This window comes from Prauserella cavernicola (genome assembly GCF_016595675.1).
GTDB lineage: Bacteria > Actinomycetota > Actinomycetes > Mycobacteriales > Pseudonocardiaceae > Prauserella_A > Prauserella_A cavernicola.
This window is the reverse complement of the sequence record NZ_JAENJH010000002.1, coordinates 458,096-475,779: the sequence shown is the minus strand read 5'-3', so window position 1 is coordinate 475,779 and position 17,684 is coordinate 458,096. Positions and strand designations below refer to the sequence as shown.

Genomic DNA, 17,684 nt, shown 5'->3' with positions numbered 1-17,684 from the left:
GATCTGCCCGTGCAGGTGAACCCGTGGGCGCTGACCAGCGTCGGGCTGGTCATCGTGGTGACCTACTACCTGGGTCGCCGCACGTCCAGGTTCGCGCGCAGCACCCACGACTTCCTGGTCGCCCGCCGCACCGTGCGCTCTCGGCGCAACGCCGCCGCCATCTCCGGCGAGTACATCTCCGCCGCCTCGTTCCTCGGCGTCGCCGGTCTCGTCCTCAAGGAGGGCGCCGACGCGCTGTGGTACCCGATCGGCTTCACCGCGGGCTACCTCGCGCTGATGCTGTTCGTCGCCGCTCCGCTGCGCCGCTCCGGTGCCTACACGCTGCCGGACTTCATCGAGGCCAGGCTCGGTTCCTCGGCACTGCGCACGCTCTCGACCTGGGTCGTCGTATTCATCGGCGTGCTCTACATGCTGCCGCAGCTGCAGGGCGCCGGGATCGCGCTGACGGCGATCATGCCCGCGCCCGCGTGGCTCGGCGCCGTGCTGGTCACGGTCGTGATCGCCACCAACGTGATGGCGGGTGGCATGCGGGCGATCACGCTCGTGCAGGCGTTCCAGTACTGGCTCAAGCTGTTCGCCCTCGCGGTGCCCACGTTCATCCTGTGCGTGGTGTTCTTCGGTACCGGAGGCTCGGGCTCGGCGGGCTCGCTCGGCCAGGAGGCGCCGCCGAGGTTCACCGACGACACCACGGTGACCATCGAGACCGACGTGACGCTGGGCGTCGCCCAACCGACGCCCGTGGCGGTCGACGGTGCCGACGAGCTGTGGCTGCCGGGTGAGGACTACTCGCCGCCGCCGGGCAGCGAGCTGGTGTTCGCGGAGGGCTCGCGCGTGCCCGTGGTGGACGACGGCGCGCTGACCAACGACAGCTGGCTTCGGCCGACCGAGAACTCGACCGAGCTGCTCACCACGTACTCGCTGATGTTCGCGCTCTTCCTCGGCACCATGGGGCTGCCGCACGTGCTCGTGCGCTTCTACACCAACCCCGACGGCAAGGCCGCGCGGCGCACGACCGTGCAGGTGTTGTTGCTGCTCGGGCTGTTCTACCTGTTCCCGGTGATGATCGGCGCCCTGTCGCGGATGTACGTGCCGAAGTTGCTGGTCACCGGCAACACCGACGCCGCTGTGCTCGAGGTGCCCGCGGCGATGTTGCCCGGACTGCCCGGTCAGCTCCTGGTCGCCGTGACGGCGGCGGGAGCCTTCGCCGCCTTCCTCGCCACGGCGTCCGGACTGCTCGTGAGCGTGGCCGGGGTGATCGCCACCGACCTGCTGGGCGGCAAGGTCAGGGACTTCCGCGCGGCGACGATCTTCGTGGCCGCCGTGCCCGCCGCGCTGGCGGTGCTGCTGCCGATCGAGGACCTCTCGCTCAGCGTCGGGATGTCGTTCGCGCTCGCGGCCTCGACGTTCTGCCCGGTGCTGGTGCTCGGCATCTGGTGGCGGCGGCTCACGTGGCTCGGCGCGATGGCGGGCATGTGCGTCGGCGGTGGGCTCGTGCTGGCCGCCGTGGTGCTCAACGCCGTCAGCGAGCGCACCGGCGGCTGGGCGCCGTGGTTCATCCAGCAGCCCGCGCTGTTCACCGTCACCGCCGCGTTCCTGTTCACGGTGATCGTCAGCCTCGGCACCGCGCGGCGCGTGCCCGACGACGTCAACGCCGTGATGCTGCGCCTGCACGCACCCGACCCGCTCGGTTTCATGCGCGACCGCGCGGTCGCGCGCTTCGGCAAGGCCGAGGAGCGGGTGCGCACGGGGCGCGGCAGGCATCGCAAATGAGGGGGTCTTCACCTCCGGGCAACGGCTTCACATGCGACGATGGGGACGTGAACCCCGCCGAAATACCGACGGCCTCCGTGTCCGACCTGCCGTCGCAGGACCTCGTGCTGCTCGACGTGCGCGAGCCCGACGAGTGGGCGGCGGGCCACGCGCCCGAGGCCGTGCACATCCCACTGGGCGATCTTCCAGCCCGCGCCGGTGAGCTGGCCGACCTTCCCGACGACAGGCCCGTCTACGTCGTGTGCCGCAGCGGCGGCCGCTCGGCCAGGGCCGCGGCCTGGCTCAACGCGGCTGGCCTCGCCGACGCGATCAATGTCGCGGGCGGCATGAAGTCGTGGCACACCGAGGGCCGAGCGATCGTCGGCGACCACGAGGGTGTGCCCCCCGAGGTGCTCTGACCCATGCAGCCCTGGCAACCGCGCAGCCGGATGCGCGTGCGGTGGGTCGCCTCGGTGCCCCCCGGCGCGCAGCCGCGTCGCCGCGCCACGGCGCAGGCGCCCTACACCGGGCCACCGCACTACCCGACTCCACCGCGCTGGGGTTTTCCCAACCTCGCGTGGCGAAGGCCGACGGCCGTTCCCGGCACGGCGTCCGACGTCACCGTGCCGCTGCAGCGGCTGCGCATGATCGCGCGCAATGCGGTGGCGCTGCTGTGGACGCTCGCGGCGCTCGCCGTCGTGGCCGGTGGCTCGGAGGTCTGGCGCTACGTGCTGCTCGTGCAGAGCAGGGACTCCGCGCTGAGCCCCGGCGTGGTCGGTGCGTCCGACGCGATGGTGCTCGCGTTCTCGCTGCTCACGTTCGTGATGGCGTTGTTCGCGATCGCGGCCGCGGTGTGGTGGCTGCTGGTGGCGCGCTCGGCCGCTGCAGACGAGTCGGGCCAGGAACCGCCGCGCCCGGTGTGGCAGGTGCTGGTGGGCACGCTGGTGCCGGGAGCCAACCTGGTGCTCGCGGGCCCGATCCTCGCCGAGCTGGAGCACGCGACGCTGCGCCGTCCCGCCGACGTGCGCCCCCGGCCCTCGCGGCTGGTGTACGGCTGGTGGGCGACGTGGGTGCTCAACGCCGTGCTGCTGGTGTTCACGATCATCTGGCGGATGAAGGACGGCGTGCAGGCCGACGCCGACGGCGTGCTGCTCAACGCGTTCACCCAGCTCTCCGCGGCCGGGCTCGCGGTGGTGACGGCGCTGGTGGTCGGCAGCATCACGAGCCTGCTGGCGCCCACCGAACACCACCAGGCCCGCCCGCTGCGCGTGGTGAAGGTGACCGGCGCCCCCGAAGTCGCCCGCCACCCCCGCCCCAAAACCTCAACCCGCTGAACCACTCGCGGCCACCCCGCGCGAGCCGCGCGCTCCAGCCCGCGAGTCCCCCACTCCAGCGCGCGAGTCCCCCGCTCCGGTGCGCGAGTCCCCCGCTCCGGTGCGCGAGTTGCACATTCGCGGGGCGTGCGAGTCGTGCGCTCCGCGAGTCGTGCGTTCCAGAGGGCGAGTCGTGCGCTCGGGCTCGCGAGTTGTGCAAGCCCGCGTGGCTGGTGCACTCACGCCCGAGAGGCGTGCACTCGCAGCCTGCGAGCCGTGCGTTCCGCGTCAGTCCGTGGTGACCGGCAGCGTGCGCAGCCCGCGGATGACGAACTCCGGCCGCCGCTCCGGCTGCCTTGCCAGACGCAGTCCGGGCAGCCGTTGCCGCAGTGCGCCCAGCGCCGCCGCGATCTCGATTCGCGCGAGCGGCGCGCCGAGGCAGTAGTGGATGCCGCCGCCGAAGCCAAGGTGCGGGTTCGGGGAGCGGCCGATGTCGAGGGTGCCGGGGTCGTCGAACACCTCGGGGTCCCTCGCCGCGGCGCCGAGCAGCGCGGCGATCTTCTCGCCCTCCGCCACTCGGTGGCCCGCGATCTCGACGTCGGCCGTGGCCGTGCGTTCGAACAGCTGCAGCGGCGAGTCGTACCGGATCAGCTCCTCGGTCGCCGGTTCCACGAGCCCGGGGTCGGCGACCAGGCGTTTCCACTCGCTTCGGTGGGTCAGCAGCGCGGTGGTGCCGTTGCCGATCACGTTCACGGTCGCCTCGTGGCCCGCCATCAACAGCAACACGCCGGTGGCCACCACCTCGTCGCCCGTCAGGTCGGCCGCGACGAGGTGGCTCAGCAGGTCGTCTCCGGGGTGGCTCGCGCGTTGCTCGGTGAGCTCGCGCAGGTAGCCGGCGAATGCCTCCGCGGCGGCCTCGGCCTCGCGCCGCAGATCCTCGGGCAGGTCGTACTCGTACATCTTGACGATGGAGTTACTTAAAACCACAAGCCGGGGCGCCTCCTGCTTCGGCACTCCGAGAAGCTCGGCGATCACCTGAGCCGGCAGCGGCTGCGCGACGTGTTCAAGCAGGTCAGCCTCTCCGTCCGCAGAGATCTTCTCGGCGAGCGTCTCGACCAAGCCATCGGCTAGGACTTCGACCGTCGGACGTAGCCGCTCGACGTGTCCCCGCGCAAATGCGGCAGACACCGACCGGCGTAGCCGCGTGTGTGTCGGCGGCTCGTTCTCAAGAAGCGAGTTCCGATGCAAGAGGTTGAACGAGGCGAACTGTTCAAGCGGCGTCGCGTCGGTCCAGATTCGGCCGAGCGAGCGGTGCCGCAGGACAGCCGCGGCCGCAGCGTGTGACACGGCGATGAACTGACCGAGTCCTTCGTGCCAGTGCACCTCGTCGAGGGCGCGCAGCCTGTGAAACTCGGGGTAGGGGTCGGCGATGAACGCGGGGTCGTCAGCGACGAACATCGGGCGAGCGTAACTCGCACGCGATCACGCCTGCTGCGTATTTCTGGCGAGCTGTGTTCGCGACTACTACGGTGCCGCGCGCTCGCGGGGTTGGCCGCTTACCTGCTCGTGCGCGGGTTGGGCGTTGCGGTGCTCGCGCTCATGTCTGCCCGACAGGGTGTGCCGCTGCTCGGCGAGTTGACGGTGTGGGATGGGCAGTAGTACCTCGGCATCGCCGATCGCGGCTACGGCGGCGTGGGCGAGATGTCGCGGAACGCCAACGGCGACCCGTACGCTGCGGCGCCGTTCGGGTTCTTCCCCCTCTATCCGGCGCTCGTTGCGGCCGTCGCCGATCTGCCGGGGGTGTCGACTGCGGCGGCCGGGTTCTTCGTGTCAGCCGTGGCCGGCGTCCCGCACGCCAAGCCGCGGTTCATGCTCGTGGGCGCGTTTGTCCTGCTGATCCCGGTCGCGGTAGGGCTCGTCCGCCGGCGAACGAGTACTCAGCTTGCGGCGCTGGCGTTGTTCGTCCTCGGCGGCGCGTGGTTCAGCGCGCACGCACTCGCCGTGTGGGAGCACGCGATCTAGTCGGAGACGCGCGTGCTTGCCTGGGCGGCGTTGGAGACGATGCGGCGGGCGTCGGAACCGCTGACGCCAGCCGACCACAGCATGTCCGCGATCCGCCCGTAGAGCTCGACGTCGCCTGGAGCACTGGTCGACGCGTCTTGGTGGAGGGTCTCGACGTGGACGTAGTCGTCGAGGATCCAGAACCCGTGTAGCAGGGGCATCGGCACGGTGGTGTCGAGCGGGATGATCCGCAGGTGCCCGTTCGCGAGGCCGTCGAGTGCGAGTAGGCGGTCGAGTTGTGCGGCCATGACGGTCGGCTCGCCGATGGGCGTGCGCAGAGCGAACGCGGTGGTGAGCAGCTCGACCGTTTTCGAGGAGTCGTACAGGGCGTTTTGGCGCTGCATACGCGCCTGCACCGCCTGATCGGTGTCCCGCGGCGTGGCGCGCAGCTTGGCCAATGTTGCGGTGAATCGCCTGCGGACGGGCTCAGTGAACTCGCTGATGCACTCGATGACATCGTCGGCGCCCTAGGCGCTCGGGCAGTGGAACCAGCCGACAACGGGCTCGAAGCCCCTCCGCGCGTTGTGATCGAGGGCGGCGTCATTCACCCGGCCGGACCTGCCGGCGTTGCGGCTACTTGCGTTCGTGCTTCGAGCGTTGCTCGCGCAGGTGGAGGGCGGGGTTGTTGCGCAGTTGAAGTGCACCGATGTCGCGGGGCCGGATGTCGGCGCCGTTGGCCACAGAGTGCACGATTCCGTTGTAGACGAGGTCCCAGATGCGGCGGTCGCGGTGCCACTCCGAGTAGGTGCGGTCCATACCGCGCTCGTTGTCGTAGATCGCGAGGTGAAGGTCCCCGCCGCCGTAGCTGATGCGGATCTTGGTGAGCTCGTAGACCTTGACGTAGTTCGTCCGCTTAAACCGGCTGCGCCGCGATTGCACCCAGTCCGCGCCGGCCGAAATGGTGTCGATGTTGAAAGGGTTCGACGCCAGGTAGGCGAACACGACGATGACGATCCAGATCGGCCAGATGCCGAAAATGCTGAGGTCGCCGTCACCCGAGAGCCCGATCACGGCGACGCCGACCACCATGAGAGCGAACGCGAACGCTGCTCTGGCGAGCCCGGCCTTCGGACTGTCGCGCCACCACGCGAGGGTCGTGCCAAGGCCAGCTGGCGGCTTGGGCTTGCGAGACAGCGTGATGTCGCGCAGCGGATTGGCCTCAGGATGCTTGTCGTTTCCGGTGTAGCCGGGAGCGTGCGGTGGGAACGGTTTGCCGGTCTCCGGGTCCGGCCGGGGTGGCAGGCCATCTTCGGCGCTCGGCGTTCCCTCAGGCATGCTGGTAGACCTCTCGTGCGACTATTCGGGGTTGACGATATCGGCAACCCACTGCCCGGCGATGCCGCCGAGCATGCCGCCAGCGGTACCAACAACCAACGCTCCGACGGGACCACCTACCGAGCCGACGAGAGCACCGTATGCCCAACCGGCACCAGCGCCACCGGCTGCCGATGCCGCGATGATGACGCCGGTGTCCGATATCGCCTTACCCCACGACTGTTCCCCCTTCACCGCGCCGCGGACTTCGTTCGCGACCACGAGTCCACTGCCGATGTAGGAAAGCCCCTTGAGGTAGCTCCGGGCAGTCTCATACACCTTGCCGACACCGGGCTCGGGGTTGGACATCGCGCCCTTGCCCGGGTAGCTGGACAGCACGTCGCGTGCCCACTGTGGCACGCCATTGACATAGCGGCCGTACTCGTTGGCCTTAGCCTGGTAGTACTCGGCGCCGGCGTTCGTCGCGGAGATGTAGGTGACGAGTGTCTTCTGGAAGTTCTCGGGCAGCTGGTTGAACTTGCCGAGGGCGAAGTTGGTGAAGTCGGCACCGGTGTTGCGGAACCGGTCGGACAGGTTCGAGTACTCCAGCCGACTGTTCTCCATGCTCGCGACGAAACCTCGGGAGTGCGAGGCGGTGGTGAAGCCGAGGGCAACGTAGTCGTCCTCCGGCTTGGAACTCTGGAAGACCTGCTGCACCGCATTGTGTGCGTTGCCCTCCTGGTTGCGGGCGTCGGTGACGATGGCTTTGCACTCGTTGTAGACGGCGGCCTTGGCGTTGTAGTCGGTTACGGCAGCGTTGTGCGCGACGATGGCCTCCTTGTTCTGGGCCATCACCTCGCGTGCTTCCGCTCCGCCGCACGGTCCCGTCGGCACGACGTTTGCCGCGACGGGCTGCTCTGGAGCGAAGATGAACGGGCCCTCGATCTTCAGGCCGCCGAGGCTGGCTTTGCCGCGGGCGTTGTCCATGCGTCGGATCACGCCGCCCAAGGAGTCTGCGAACTCCCGCAGCGCCCGTTCCATCTCTTCGGCCTGCTCACCCAACCGGTCCGTCGACGGGCCAAACCGTTGCGTGGTCGCATCGTGTGCGTCGCGCGCTGGACCCGACCAGCTCGACTCGTCCACCGTGCGCGCCTGTTGCGCCGCGTCGGCGGCGCCGTGCGCGGCCTTGGCGATCTTGGCGAGATAGTTAGCGGCTTCGCGGCAACTGCCATCGCTGCCGTTCACGGTCGTGTTGAGTGCCTGTGCCACAGCGATTCCCCTCGCCGACCTTAGTTGTCGTCCATCGAGCCGGGACCATCGCTGGGCTCGTGCGGATGGTCCCGTTGCATCGGTTTCTGCTCCGGCAACGAGCCCGGTGTCGGCGTGGGGTCCGACGGCAGCCGCTTGGCCGGGCCGGTGCCGTACCGGGGCCGGGCTGCGATCGCGCCCTCGTTGGTGTTCTCGATGTCCTCATACGCCCCGTTGGCCGCATGCACCCTGCCAGCGGTCTGCGCCATCGCCGTCGCCGCACCTCGTAGCCCGTTCAGCAGTGCCGCGATCCCGTCGCCCACCACCCCCGACGACGCACCCGCGTCCGGCGGTTTCGCCGACGCCGCGGCGACCTCGTCCAAGCCGTGGGCGCCGTCCCGCCAGTGACCGACGATCGTTCGTAGAGCGCCGCTGTTGTGGGTGTAGCCGTCTCCACTAGGCACGCCAGCCCCTCCCCATCACCGACTTACTCGACCAGTCCAGTAACGGCGCGGTATGCCGGGACTCCTCGGCGAGCACGGGGTTGAACAGCACCCGCTCCGCGCTGCTTTCGGCCATGACTGTCTCGAGCAGTTCCGCGGGCACCGCGACGTAGGGCTGGTGCGGCCCGCAGCCGGCTTCCAGCGCCTGCGCGGTGGTGAACGCCAGCAACGTCGGTCGACGGCGGTGCAGCTGTAGTTCGATCGCGACGACATCGGCGCCCGGCTTGGTCGGCCGTGACGGAATGTAGAGCAGCTCCGGCTCGTCGGTGGCCTCGTCCAACAGCGGCAGATCCGGCTGCTCGGCGGTGTCGAGCTCGGGATAGCGCGGTGGCACCGGCAACACCTCGTCGAGCAACGCCTGCGCCCGCGAGACCTCACACACCTCCGCCAGCTCGGTCGGATCGAGCCTGCGAAAGGGCTGCCCGGTTCCGCACGACGCGGCCAGGGCGGTGAAGGTCGAATAGCACACGACCACGCGTTGGCCGGCGCTGAGCTCCCACAGCTCGATCGCGCTGTCCGGCTCCCGGCCGACCGTCAACGCCAACACCCCATCAGGCGCGAAGTCGCCGACTTCGGCCGATGTCAACACGCGAACCCGAGCCCCTCTACCAGGACCGGGCGATCTGTTCTCCTCCACTTGCTCCCCACCCGCAGAGTCCGATCTCGTACCGATTGTAATAACTATGTCGCCGTCCGTTACCGCTTTCGACAAGAAGCTCGGGCGCGGTCGCGCCGTAAGTCGCGGGAACCGCAGTGCTGGTTAGCGGATCTCGAACCAGAAGTGCTGGTTCGAGATCGGTGCGAGGTAGTCGGGGCGTACTTCGGTCAGTGCGGTCCAGGCTCGCTCCGGCGTAGCCCTCCATGGAGGACTACCTCGTCGGTTTCGGCAGCGGCGTCGTGCCGCTCGAGCGCGATGTGCTTGTCGATGGCGATTCCCGCGGCCGTAATGAACTTCCGCCCGTCGTTCGCCGGTGGGAGGTCATGCGAGACCGCGATCGACAGCCCCAGTCCGTCGTGTCGGTGCACCTCCGCCTCGGAGCGGAGGGCGGCGAACGCGGGGTAGGGGTCGGCGAGGAAACCGGGGTCGCGGGGATCGAACACCCGCCGACCTTAGCGCCGGACGGAGTCGAGTAGCGTTTTCGCGAAACGTGACGCGGGAGGCGAGAACGTGGGCAAGGGTGCGCGGAAGAAGGACCCCAAGAAGGACCGGAAGCCGAAGGTCCGGGATGTGTTCGTCGCGCGGCCGTTCGAGGGCCTCGCGGCCGAGCCCGAACTGATCGCGATGCGCGAGTTCGTGCCGTCGGGCACGGCGCGGCTGACGCTGGCCGACGACGCCGAGCGCAAGATCACCCTCGGTACCGTCCTGCCGATGGCCGCGGCGGCGTTCGTCCGCTCGGACGGCGAGGTGTTCATCGGGATGCAGGTGCAGACCCGCTCCTCGGACATCAGCCGCGACCTGGGCCGTTCGCTGCGCTGGGCGCTCGACGCGAAGCCCGGCGACGTGCTGTCGGTTCCGGACACCACGAGTGAGCCGGTCGAGGGCGAGCGGCTGCAGGATCTGCTGGCGGCGGATGCCGAGCTCGAGGTGACGCTGCATGAGGACTTCTCGTGGTGGCTGCCCGAGGACAGCGACGCGAGCGGAGACGTCGCGATGTCGCTGGAGCGGGCCAACGCCGCGATCATGCCGACCGAGCGCCTCGACACCGGCGCCTACTGGGTGCTGGCAGGAGAGAAGGCGCACCTGCGCTGGGTGTGGCCCGCCGACGAGAATCGCCTGCTGCAAGCGCTTGCGCGCCTGTCGGCGGCCGGGGAGATCGGGCTCGGTGACGAGACCCGCTACGCCGGTTCGTTCCGCGCGCACGGGCTGCTCGTCCCGGTGTGGGACCTCGACCCCGAGGCTCACGCGCGCGAGTGGGCCGAGCCCGCGAAGCAGCTCGGCGAGCGACTGCAGAAGGCACTCGAGTCGCTCGACGGCGAGCCGCTGAACGCGACCGAGCGGCGCTCGCGCGACGGCCTCATCGGCCGGCAGCTCACGCTGCGCTGATGATCCTGCACATCTGTCCCGAGGCCGAGTGGGCCACTGTCGCCGACGGTGGTGAGCTCCGGCCCGACTCGCTCGCCGACGTCGGGTTCGTGCACTGCTCGGACCTCGGGACCGTGCACTTTCCGGCGACCGCGCTGTACCGCGGTCGCACCGACATGCTGTTGCTGCGCATCGATCCCGACCGGCTCGACGTGCCCGTGCGGTGGGAACCCGCCGTGCCGCCCTCGCCGGGCGCGCCGTGGTTCCCGCACGTCTACGGGCCGGTGCCCGCGTCGGCCGTGGTCTCCGTGCACCGCTTCCCGCCTGGGCCGGACGGCTCGTTCGAGCTGCCGCCCGAGCTCGCCACTCCCCGAGACTGACGTCGCGAGTGCGCCGCGAGGGCAACCCGGCGGCGCCCTCGTGCGTGATCACGTCAGCCAGGTTCGGGCGGCGTGAGGGGAGGCGTTACGGTGACCGCATTCGTGCCTGCCATTCCGAGGGGGGATGGCTGGGCGGCCACCGCACGCCAGGAGAGGGGAACGGCCGTGCCGGGCGACCTCACGGACTTCGCCGAGTTCGTCGAGGCCAGCCTGCCCGGGTTGCTCCGCTACGGCCACGCGCTGACCGGTAACCCGCACGACGCCGCCGACCTCGTGCAGACGGTGCTCGAGAAGATCGGCTCCCGCTGGTCGCACGTCCTTCACAAGACCGGCGACCCGCTCGCGTACGTGCGCCGCTCGATGGCCAACGCCCACATCAGCAAGTGGCGGCGGCTGCGCAGGGAGAACCTGGTCGCGGACATCCCCGAGCCCAACGCTTTCACCCCGACCGACCCCTTCGAGCACGAGCCGCTGTGGCAGGCGCTGCGGGACCTGCCGCCGAGGCAACGCGCCGTCATCGTGCTGCGTTACTACGAAGGACTGTCCGAGGCCGAGATCGCCGAATCGCTCGGCGTGAGCCCCGGAACAGTGAAGAGCCAGGCCAGCAAGGCCATCGCCTCGCTGCGCGGCAAGCTGCGCGGCGATCAGGAGACCGAGGGGAGGGAAGCGGTGTGAACGACTGGGACGGCGACGACCGGCTCGGCGCGGAGCTGCGCAGGCTCTTCGGCGACGAGCGGCTGGACATGAACCCGCGTGCCGACTCGGGCAAGGCCATCGTGGCGGGTGCGCAGCGGCGCAGGAAGCGTCGCGCGGCCATGGCGACCGGTGGCGGCACATTGGCCGTGCTGGCCCTCGTCGGCGGCACCCTGGCCGTGTCCACCCTTCGCGGCGGCGACGAGCCGGCGAACGTGCCCCCGGCAGCGATGCCGCAGACCAGCCCAACCACCTCTCAAGCCCTGTCCTCGCCGTCGAGTTCGGTGGACGCGACGCAGTCCGAGGCCGAGGAGCCGGGGCCCTCCGGCAGCGCGGAGCCGCCCGACGCGCCCGCCTCACCGCCCGAGTCGTCGTGGTCGTCGGCGAGTTCGTCGCCGCCGAGCATGGGGACGAAGTTCGTGGACCCGACCCTCGGTCCCGAGGGTTACCGCGAGCTCTCGCTGGGTATGTCGTTCGGCGACGCGAACTCGACGGGCCTGATCTCCACCACGAGGATGATGCCGCCGTCGAGTGGTACGCCGTGCTCGACCTACCGGGTCTCCGACGGCACCGACGCGGTCAGCGACGTCACGATCTCCGAGGCGAACGGAATCGTGCGATTCCGCGCGGCGGAAGCGAAGACCGCCGACGGAATCGGCGCGGGATCGTCACTCGAACAGCTGAGGTCCACCTATCCGGATCTCACGACCGAGTCATCTGGTTACTCCGCGTCGGCGGGGGCGAATGCGCGCTATTCCTTCGCGGTAACCGATGAGACGGTCACCGACCTGCAATTGGTTGCGGTGAGCAGCGACTGCTGATTCGGTGACACGAGAAAACCCGGGCTACTCCACAGGGGGAGAGCCCGGGTTTTCTCGGTTTCGGTCCGCGGCGGGCGTCAGAGCGCGCCACCCGCGACCGGCGGCATGCCCGCGTCGTCGCCGTCGTCGGTGCTTTCGCGGTGAAGGAACTTCTCGACCTCGAACAGGTTGCCCTTCGCGCGGTCGTAGACGTTGAGCAGGGTCGACATCTTGGAGATCTCCTCGACCTGCTCCTTGAGGAACCACTGGATGAACTGCTCACCCGTGTAGTCGTCCTCGTCGCGAGCGGCCTTGGCCAGGGCCCTGATGTCGGCCGAGACCTCTTTCTCCTGCTCCAGCGCCAGCTCGATGAGCTCGCGCGCGTTGGCGAAGTCGTTGCGGACATCGCCGGTGCCGGGGATGTCGACGTGGTGATCTGTGTCCATCATGTACTGGGCGAGCGCCAGCGCGTGGTTGCGCTCCTCGACGGCCTGGGCGTAGAAGTACTTGGCCAGCTGCGGCAGGTCGTCGTTGTCGAACCACACCGCCAGCGCGATGTACTGCTGCGAGGCGTTGAACTCGTTGCGAACCTGCTGCTGGAGCAATTCGTAGAACTTCGAGCGGGGGTGCTGCTTGGAGGTCGGCATGCATTCAAGATACGTCACCGTCTCCGCATTTTTCTAGTCGAGGCTGGTGATCTGCGACCTAATTATCTACAATTATTAGCGCAGGTTTCACTAATTTCGTTTAGCCTCACCTAAGAAATTTGTTGATTTCTTAGGTGAGGCTTGCTTGCTTATTGTCGGCCGTGCATCGGTGGGTTCGCCGGAATCGAACTCCGCGCGATCGGGCACGACATGCAGCGCGGTCCGCCCCGGCCCGAGCCCAGTTCCGAGCTCGCGAGGCGCAGCACCTCGATGCCCGCCTCCTCGAGCCTGGCATTGGTCTCGACGTTGCGGTCGTAGCCCACGACGACGCCGGGTGCGATCGCCAGCGTGTTGTTCCCGTCGTCCCACTGCTCGCGTTCGGCGGTGACCGGGTCGAGGCCCGTGTCGATCACGTGGAGGCGGTCGATGCTCATCGCCTCGGCGGCTGCGGAGAGGAACGGGGCGGGCCCGTCGACGCGCAACGCGCCGTCGTCGCCAGGGCGCAGCGTGTACGCCACGAGCGAGTCGCGCGCGAGCGGATACATCACGACGGCGTCGGGGCCGATCATCGTGCAGACGGTGTCGAGGTGCATCGTGGCGCGGGTCTGCGCGATGGGCACCGCGAGGACGGTGTGGGCGATGCCGTCGGCGAAGGCTGAGCGGGCCAGCGACTCCGCGCCCGCCGCCGTGGTGCGCTCGCCGACACCCACTGCCAGCACGCCGGGGGCCAGCAGTAGCACGTCACCGCCCTCGACGGGCGCCGAGTGCGCGCCGTACGCGCGGACGGTGCCGTGGAACCGCGGGTGGTAGGCGTAGATGATGTCGAGCAGCGCGGTCTCCCTGCGCCGCGCGGGCATCGCCAGCGAGGAGATGGCGACCCGGTCGCCGATCCACACCGACGAGTCCCTGGTGAACAGCAGGTTGGGCAGCGGGTCGACGGCGAAGTCGTGCGGATGGTTCATCTTGCGCACGAGCGAGGCGCCCTCCGACGCGGGCAGTTCCTCGAACGTCACGCCCGACATCAGCACCTCGGCCAGGCTCGCGGGTGTGGCGCTCGACAGGTGTGAGCGCAGCGAGTCGGCCTGGTCCGTGCCGAGCCTGCGGTCGTCCACCGCGGCGTGCACGCCCGCCGTGTGGGCCCGTTGGTCGGCCAGGGTCTCGCGCAGCAGGTCGGACAGCAGCAGTACCTCGACGCCCCGGTCCTTGAGTACTCCGGCGAACGCGTCGTGTTCCTGCTGGGCGCGGTCCACCCACGGGATCGAGTCGAAGAGCAGCTGGTCGTTGTTGCGGGGCGTGAGCCTTTTGAGCTCGTTGCCGGGGCGATGCAGCAGCACGGAGCGGAGCGGCCCGACCTCGCTGTCCACGCCCGGGATGATGGTGTCTTCCACGGACGCGAGCGTAATGACTCGGACGGGCCGCTACCTGCTCATGCGAGGGTTTTTACCGAGCCGAACCGCGGCCGGCCGGCTCCGGCACGGCGGACCAGGCCGTGGTCTGCGTCGCGGGCACCGTGGCGAAGTCCCAGTTCTGGGCCCCGCCGCCCATGATCTCGGCGTACCGCTCGGCCGCGTCCCGGTTGGCGAACCGGATCTGCTGGTCGTTGATCCGGTGGGTGATCTTGCAGGCCATCGTGCCCCTCCATGCGTCGTGCAGCGTCGAGCCGGCTCTCCGCATCCCCTGCGAACCGGACCCGACCATTAGAACATTTGTTCGAACGCCCGTGCAACCAAGCCGGTTCACGGGAGCCACGAAACATGATCACGCAACAGCGCGTATCCCACGAACGCAAACACGTCCAACAGAGTGTGAGCTACGACCAACGGCCAGAGCCGGTTGGTCCGCTGCCACACCCTGCCGAACACCAGACCCATCACGAGGTTGCCGATGAACCCGCCGATGCCCTGGTAGAGGTGGTACGAACCCCGCAGCACGGCGGCCACGAGCAGGCTCGAGTTCTCGCGCATCCCCAGCTGGCGCAATCGGGTGAGCAGGTACCCGACGACGAGCACCTCCTCGGCGAAGGCGTTGCCGAACGCCGCGAGGGTGAGGGTGATCGGCCGCCACCACGACTCGTCGAGCGTCGAGGGCTGCACGGCGAGGTTGAGCCCGAGCTGCCACGCCGTGAAGTAGAGGGCGAGCCCGGGGATGCCGATCAGCGCGGTCAGCCCGATGGCCCAGCGCGTGTCCCTGCGCCACCGCGTTCCGTCGAGCCCGATCTCCGCGAGCTTGATGCCGCCACGCCACAGCAGGTAGAGGCCGAGCGCGCCCCAGCCGACCAGCTGGACGACGCTCAGCAGCTGCTTGAGCAGGTCGATGACCTGGGCGGAGGCCTGCGAAACGTTGATCGCGACCTGCTGCTCGTTGAGCGGTTCCGGCCGCAGCAGCGAGTCCACCAGCGACAGCAGGCTCCGCATGCCGGACAGGCCGAGCGTGATGGAGAAGACGAGGACGAGCTCGAAGACGAGTGCGCGCCGCTGCGCGGGTTCGGTGACCACAGCAGGCCTCGCGGGCGCGGCCGGGTTCAGCCAGTCACGACCAATCGACACTCGGGCACGCTACCCCAGGCCGTGAAAGGACCAGGTCAAGCCTGGGACAGGAACGGGCAGCCGATGAGCCTGCGCATTTCCACCGCGAGCTGCGGAGGGCTGTCGATGACGCGCGAGAAGCCGAGCCGGACGTCGTGGTCGCCGTAGCAGGACTCGACGCGCAGGCGCAGTCCGTAGCGATCGAGTCCGAGCGGGCGGATGCGCCCGTCGCGCAGCTCCTCCGGCAAGTGCCTGGAGAGCTGCCAGACGACGTCGGCGTGTGAGTCCTCGAGATGCCGGAGCCACTGCTGTTCGTACTGGCAGAACGGATCGGCCTTCGCGGTGCTGAACGTCGGTGCGGTGAGTGAATGGGTGCCCTCGGAGTCGGCGAGCACGATCGAGGCCGGGTTGAGGCGCAGCACGCTCGCGCCGTGGCCGACGTCGAGCAGTCTCGGGTCGGGTCTGGTGTTCGCGATGGAGACCGCGCGCGCCCTGCCCGCGCGCTCGTCGAGCAGGCGGAGCCAGCCGGTGATCCAGAGCAGGCCGCGGATGGGCTCGCGCAGGTCGACCGGGGCCTGGTCGGCCAGCTCGATCATCATCGCCAGCTCGCCGCTCTCGGACTCGCGCGCCGAGGCGACGATCGGGTGGTCGTCTGGGAGGAGCACGCTCACGCTGCCGCTGGAATGGACGTGCTGCAGCACGGGCACCACGCGCTCGTCGTCGCCGGCCCTGCGGTCGACGGCCGGCATGAGGATCGCCGGCCCGCCGCGCAGTGCGATCGTCTTGGCTCGCTCGGCAGGTCGCGGGGCCTGCGGGCGTCGGGACTGTGTCTCGGTCACCACTCACCTCCAACTTAGGTGAGGCTAACCTAGTTCGTCTTCCGGGGGAAGCGACCCGGCGGTGGAAAGGCGGGTGAGGTGTCCGGACGGCGTTCGTTAGACGGCCACTGTCGTCCTGATTTCGGACGCTACTAGCGTGTGGGGCGTGTCAAGCGCTGTGGAACTCACGCCCCCCGGCCCTCGTGGAATCCCGCCCCTCTTCGCTCGCCTTGTTGACGACTCGGCGCTGTTCCCTCCTGGCGACGCCACGATGCCGGAGGCATTGAAGGGTCACTTCGAGACCCGCGCCGGCGAGCACGCCGGTGTGCTCGGGGTGTTCCTGTGCCAGGCGTCGCGCCTGCCGGAGCTGATCACCGAGTTGATCAAGATCAAGCCCAAGGAGCCGCTGCCGCTCTCGCTGATCATCGACACCGGGCTCGGCGGAGTGCCCAAGGCGATCTCGATCGTCGAGTCCCGCAACGAGCTGCTCGACCTGAAGATGGTGGAGATGCCCGCCCCGTCCGACGTGGACGAGGTGTGGCTCGAGCGCGTGTCGGAGTTCGTGCCCGAGGACGTGGTGCGCGTCGTGGAGCCGAGGCGCGGCGTCGGCTGGCTCGACGGGGTCCGCAACGTCATCGAGCACGGCAGCTCGCCGAAGATCCGCTGCGGAGGGCTCTCCAAGGAGAACTTCCCGAGTGTCGACGAGGTCGCCGACTTCCTGTCCGTGGTCAGCAACTTCTCGGGCGCGGCGTTCAAGGCCACCAACAGCCTGCACCGCGCGGTTCACCACGTTGACGAGTCGAACGGCTTCGAGCACCACGGATTCCTGAACCTGCTGGTGGCGTCGGCTCGCTGCCTCTCAGGCGGCGACGTGCGGGAGGCGCTCACCTCGACCGACGGTGAGGCGCTCGCGGCTGAGGCGCACGGCCTGTCGGACGAGGCCGCGAAGGCCGTGCGTGCCCTGTTCGCGTCTTACGCATCGGCGACCTTCGACGAGCCGGTCGCGGACCTGAAGGGCCTGGGCCTGTTGTGACCAGGGAGAGCTCGCTGACGCTGGATCGCGGGCTCGCCCTGTTGCAAGCCGTGGCCGACGCCGGAGGCGAGGCGGCCACCATCTCGGAGCTGGCCACCACCATCGGCACGAGCCGGGCCGCCGTCTACCGGCTGCTGGTGCCGCTGGCCGACCGTGGCCTGGTGTGGCGCGACGGGAGCAAGGTGCGCCTCGGCGCAGGGGTGCTGAGGCTGGCCGGTCAGATGCTGCCGCAGCTGCGCCAGGCCGCCCAGCCGGTGTTGCGGGAGCTCGCCGAGTCCGGAGGGACCACCGCGCACCTCTCGGTGGCCGAGGGCGACCAGCTCCAGGTGATCGCGGTCGCCGAGCCGTCCTGGACCGCGATGCACGTGGCCTACCGCATCGGCAGCAGGCATCCCGTCTCGCGCGGCGCCGCGGGCAAAGCGCTGACCCTGCGGGCCAGGGGCAAACGCTGGGCGACCGCGACCGGGGAGCCGCAGTCCGGCACGTTCGGGGTGGCCGCACCCGTGCGCGGAGTGCTGGGGCTGAGGGCGAGTGTCGGTGTGGTGTCGTTCGAACCGCTGGACAACTCGACCGTCGGTCCTCGCGTGGTGGAGGCCGCCGCGGCGCTGGCCGCCGTCCTGCGCGACTGAGCCGCGCC

Annotated in this window: 21 protein-coding genes and 1 pseudogene; 10 read left to right on the top strand and 12 right to left on the bottom strand. The window is 69.4% G+C overall.

Going from position 1 to position 17,684, the window contains the following annotated elements; translation table 11 throughout:
- Window positions 1-9 precede the first annotated feature (9 nt).
- From JHE00_RS08855 to JHE00_RS08845, 3 genes are read left to right on the top strand one after another with little or no spacing between them, the layout of a single operon-like run.
- Window positions 10-1,770, top strand: coding sequence for a sodium/solute symporter (locus JHE00_RS08855; protein WP_200316819.1), 1,761 nt, complete (start codon window positions 10-12; stop codon window positions 1,768-1,770).
- Window positions 1,767-2,168 (top strand): rhodanese-like domain-containing protein, encoded by a 402-nt coding sequence (locus JHE00_RS08850; RefSeq protein WP_200316817.1) that lies wholly within the window; start codon window positions 1,767-1,769, stop codon window positions 2,166-2,168. Before JHE00_RS08855 ends, JHE00_RS08850 begins: the two co-directional genes overlap by 4 nt.
- Before the next feature lie 3 nt (window positions 2,169-2,171).
- Window positions 2,172-3,083 carry a DUF4328 domain-containing protein gene (locus JHE00_RS08845; RefSeq protein ID WP_200316815.1) on the top strand — a complete coding sequence of 304 codons (912 nt, stop codon included), beginning with the start codon at window positions 2,172-2,174 and terminating at the stop codon, window positions 3,081-3,083.
- A gap of 267 nt (window positions 3,084-3,350) precedes the next feature.
- On the opposite strand, the gene JHE00_RS08840 is transcribed toward JHE00_RS08845, so the two are convergent.
- Entirely contained in the window at window positions 3,351-4,520 is a 1,170-nt protein-coding gene (locus tag JHE00_RS08840; protein ID WP_200316814.1) for a cytochrome P450, read from the bottom strand.
- Window positions 4,521-4,754: 234 nt separating this feature from the next.
- Here JHE00_RS08840 and JHE00_RS08835 point away from each other — a divergent pair, with 234 nt between their 5' ends.
- On the top strand, window positions 4,755-5,084 hold the full coding sequence (locus JHE00_RS08835) for a hypothetical protein (protein WP_200316813.1): 330 nt from the start codon (window positions 4,755-4,757) through the stop codon (window positions 5,082-5,084).
- Here the strand turns inward: JHE00_RS08835 and JHE00_RS08830 are convergent.
- From JHE00_RS08830 to JHE00_RS08805, 6 genes and pseudogenes are all read right to left on the bottom strand, one after another.
- Window positions 5,081-5,521, bottom strand: a complete 441-nt coding sequence (locus tag JHE00_RS08830; RefSeq protein ID WP_200316809.1) for a Scr1 family TA system antitoxin-like transcriptional regulator — start codon at window positions 5,519-5,521, stop codon at window positions 5,081-5,083. The genes JHE00_RS08835 and JHE00_RS08830 overlap by 4 nt on opposite strands.
- A gap of 175 nt (window positions 5,522-5,696) precedes the next feature.
- Window positions 5,697-6,398: a hypothetical protein gene (locus JHE00_RS08825; RefSeq protein ID WP_200316808.1), complete on the bottom strand. Its 702-nt coding sequence runs from the start codon at window positions 6,396-6,398 to the stop codon at window positions 5,697-5,699.
- A gap of 21 nt (window positions 6,399-6,419) precedes the next feature.
- Complete coding sequence (locus JHE00_RS08820) at window positions 6,420-7,646, bottom strand: hypothetical protein (RefSeq protein WP_200316807.1); 1,227 nt, start codon at window positions 7,644-7,646, stop codon at window positions 6,420-6,422.
- A 20-nt stretch (window positions 7,647-7,666) separates the two neighbouring features.
- A complete protein-coding gene (locus JHE00_RS08815) occupies window positions 7,667-8,089 on the bottom strand; it encodes a hypothetical protein (RefSeq protein WP_200316806.1) in 423 nt (140 codons plus the stop codon).
- Window positions 8,082-8,666: an SAV_915 family protein gene (locus JHE00_RS08810; RefSeq protein ID WP_200316805.1), complete on the bottom strand. Its 585-nt coding sequence runs from the start codon at window positions 8,664-8,666 to the stop codon at window positions 8,082-8,084. Before JHE00_RS08810 ends, JHE00_RS08815 begins: the two co-directional genes overlap by 8 nt.
- A gap of 443 nt (window positions 8,667-9,109) precedes the next feature.
- Window positions 9,110-9,229, bottom strand: a pseudogene (locus JHE00_RS08805) (cytochrome P450); the annotation flags it as partial.
- Window positions 9,230-9,296: 67 nt separating this feature from the next.
- Between JHE00_RS08805 and JHE00_RS08800 the strand changes: the two are divergent.
- From JHE00_RS08800 to JHE00_RS08785, 4 genes are all read left to right on the top strand, one after another.
- Window positions 9,297-10,172, top strand: coding sequence for a DUF5926 family protein (locus JHE00_RS08800; protein WP_200316804.1), 876 nt, complete (start codon window positions 9,297-9,299; stop codon window positions 10,170-10,172).
- Window positions 10,172-10,531: a DUF952 domain-containing protein gene (locus tag JHE00_RS08795; RefSeq protein WP_200316803.1), complete on the top strand. Its 360-nt coding sequence runs from the start codon at window positions 10,172-10,174 to the stop codon at window positions 10,529-10,531. The genes JHE00_RS08800 and JHE00_RS08795 overlap by 1 nt, the downstream gene beginning before the upstream one ends.
- A 90-nt stretch (window positions 10,532-10,621) precedes the next feature.
- A complete protein-coding gene (locus JHE00_RS08790; protein WP_372440389.1) occupies window positions 10,622-11,206 on the top strand; it encodes a SigE family RNA polymerase sigma factor in 585 nt (194 codons plus the stop codon).
- Window positions 11,203-12,045, top strand: coding sequence for a hypothetical protein (locus tag JHE00_RS08785; RefSeq protein ID WP_200316801.1), 843 nt, complete (start codon window positions 11,203-11,205; stop codon window positions 12,043-12,045). The genes JHE00_RS08790 and JHE00_RS08785 overlap by 4 nt, the downstream gene beginning before the upstream one ends.
- A gap of 77 nt (window positions 12,046-12,122) precedes the next feature.
- Here JHE00_RS08785 and JHE00_RS08780 read toward each other — a convergent pair whose 3' ends face one another.
- The 5 genes from JHE00_RS08780 to JHE00_RS08760 all read right to left on the bottom strand — a co-directional run bounded on the left by JHE00_RS08780 (window position 12,123) and on the right by JHE00_RS08760 (window position 16,035).
- Window positions 12,123-12,671: a ferritin gene (locus JHE00_RS08780; protein ID WP_200316799.1), complete on the bottom strand. Its 549-nt coding sequence runs from the start codon at window positions 12,669-12,671 to the stop codon at window positions 12,123-12,125.
- 149 nt (window positions 12,672-12,820) lie between these two features.
- Complete coding sequence (locus JHE00_RS08775) at window positions 12,821-14,059, bottom strand: arginine deiminase (protein ID WP_307831863.1); 1,239 nt, start codon at window positions 14,057-14,059, stop codon at window positions 12,821-12,823.
- A gap of 52 nt (window positions 14,060-14,111) precedes the next feature.
- A complete protein-coding gene (locus tag JHE00_RS08770) occupies window positions 14,112-14,300 on the bottom strand; it encodes a hypothetical protein (RefSeq protein ID WP_200316797.1) in 189 nt (62 codons plus the stop codon).
- A 107-nt stretch (window positions 14,301-14,407) separates the two neighbouring features.
- Window positions 14,408-15,217 (bottom strand): CPBP family intramembrane glutamic endopeptidase, encoded by an 810-nt coding sequence (locus JHE00_RS08765; RefSeq protein WP_200316795.1) that lies wholly within the window; start codon window positions 15,215-15,217, stop codon window positions 14,408-14,410.
- Between the two features lie 35 nt (window positions 15,218-15,252).
- Window positions 15,253-16,035: a DUF2470 domain-containing protein gene (locus JHE00_RS08760; RefSeq protein ID WP_307831862.1), complete on the bottom strand. Its 783-nt coding sequence runs from the start codon at window positions 16,033-16,035 to the stop codon at window positions 15,253-15,255.
- A gap of 157 nt (window positions 16,036-16,192) precedes the next feature.
- Here JHE00_RS08760 and JHE00_RS08755 point away from each other — a divergent pair, with 157 nt between their 5' ends.
- Both JHE00_RS08755 and JHE00_RS08750 read left to right on the top strand, forming a co-directional pair.
- On the top strand, window positions 16,193-17,047 hold the full coding sequence (locus JHE00_RS08755; RefSeq protein WP_307831921.1) for a hypothetical protein: 855 nt from the start codon (window positions 16,193-16,195) through the stop codon (window positions 17,045-17,047).
- On the top strand, window positions 17,044-17,676 hold the full coding sequence (locus JHE00_RS08750; protein WP_200316791.1) for an IclR family transcriptional regulator: 633 nt from the start codon (window positions 17,044-17,046) through the stop codon (window positions 17,674-17,676). Before JHE00_RS08755 ends, JHE00_RS08750 begins: the two co-directional genes overlap by 4 nt.
- The last annotated feature ends 8 nt before the right edge of the window (window positions 17,677-17,684 follow it).